Annotated in this window: 1 protein-coding gene and 1 pseudogene; both read left to right on the top strand. The window is 41.9% G+C overall.

Annotation, left to right across the window (positions count from 1 at the left end; genetic code table 11):
* Positions 1-359, top strand: a pseudogene (locus tag ACQEXR_RS20070) (LysM domain-containing protein); the annotation flags it as partial.
* Positions 360-362: 3 nt separating this feature from the next.
* Positions 363-1,364 (top strand): sel1 repeat family protein, encoded by a 1,002-nt coding sequence (locus ACQEXR_RS20065; RefSeq protein WP_427021027.1) that lies wholly within the window; start codon positions 363-365, stop codon positions 1,362-1,364.
* Positions 1,365-1,471: the final 107 nt, after the last annotated feature.

Genomic DNA, 1,471 nt, shown 5'->3' with positions numbered 1-1,471 from the left:
CCCTGCAACGTATGGGCTTACCACACCCCACTGAGCTTAATAAAGCTGAGCAATGGCAACGCTACGCCAAAAATGTCATCAGCTTAAGAGATTTTTTTACCAAGGCCTTTTCACAGCCTTATGAAAACCCAAATGATAGAATTAAAACTAACTATATGGAAACACTAAGTAAAGATTATGCCAAATTCTGCGAGAATATGTTCTGGTTGACACAAGATAACCTTATCCTTGAAAAAACGTACCCAGCCCGAGCGCGAATGAAAGCGGAATATGCAGTGCTCCGAGAGAAAGATAGTGAACAACTAGAACAATTTAAGTTGCTCGGCTATCAGTTAAGTAATTGGTTACCAGAGAGATAAACCATGAAACAAACGTTATTTATTTTCCTACTCTTGTGCAGTGGTAAGCTGTGGGCGATGACACCTGTTGAACAAGGGATCCGACTGTTTAACCAAAAACAGTACCCACAAGCCGAGCAGATTTTTCAACAACAATCAGACCAAGGCAGTGCTTACGCGACTTACTGGCTAGGTGTTACACAGTATAAAAACCGCCAACAGTTTGAAGCGGGGCAGACCTTTTTAAAAGCCGCCAATATGGGCGACCCTTGGGCTATGGGTGTATTAGGAAAAGCTCGGCTTTACGCGAATTTACCGTGTGATTACCTTGGTTGGCCTTGCGATAAAAGCTGGTTACCCAAAGCGCAACAAGGTTGGAAAAAACTCGCCCAAAATGGAGTTGGTAAAGCAGAGTTCGCATATAACTCAACATCAAGAGAATGGTGGGAGTATGTACCATTTTACCGTCAAAGCCGATATCAAAACATCGCAATCAATGGTACTCAAAACGGTGGTTATAGATTCTTAGATTACAGTATTTATTGGAAGGATGTAGAGGAAAAAATAAAATACCTAAAACTCGCAGCCAACCAGGGCCACGCCCCCGCGATGCTGTCCTTGTACTACTTTTTTTTGAAGCCTGAGACTTTGGATGAAGCGCTAAAGTGGAACATCAAAGCAATCAAACTGGGCTACCCTGATGCTGCAACCAGTCTCTACCATGCCTATTCTCAAGGGAAAAAAGATAGTTCAGGAAATACATTTATTCATCCTGATGTTAAAAAAGCCTATTACTACAATAAGATATCGGGAGCTTTAGGCGGCGAGAAAGAGGATGATTTAAGAATTACCGAAAGGATGCGCGTAAAAGATCAGCGCCCTGTCGTTGATGAAAATGGTAGGCCGGTGTTTGAAGTACTCATCACTAAAGAAGAACAAGCTGAATTAGATAAGCAAGTGGAAGAGTTTGTTAAAGACATTACGCCAAACATGTTCTTAGATGAAACGTCTTTAGAGCTCTTTTAGTCCCCCTACAAAGCCGCTCATTGAAGCGGCTTTGTTACTGACTACCATAAGAGATAAACCATGAAACAAACGTTATTTATTTTCCTGCTCTTGTGCAGCGGTAAGCT

Source organism: Vibrio sp. TRT 2004 (genome assembly GCF_050113735.1).
Taxonomy (GTDB): Bacteria; Pseudomonadota; Gammaproteobacteria; order Enterobacterales; family Vibrionaceae; genus Vibrio.
The sequence above is the reverse complement of the archived record's forward strand: the minus strand, read 5'-3'. Positions and strand labels throughout refer to the sequence as shown.

Bases quoted from the DNA above. Each gene is read 5' to 3' on its own strand.
- ACQEXR_RS20065 (WP_427021027.1), top strand. From the start codon at position 363: ATGAAACAAACGTTATTTATTTTCCTACTCTTGTGCAGTGGTAAGCTG.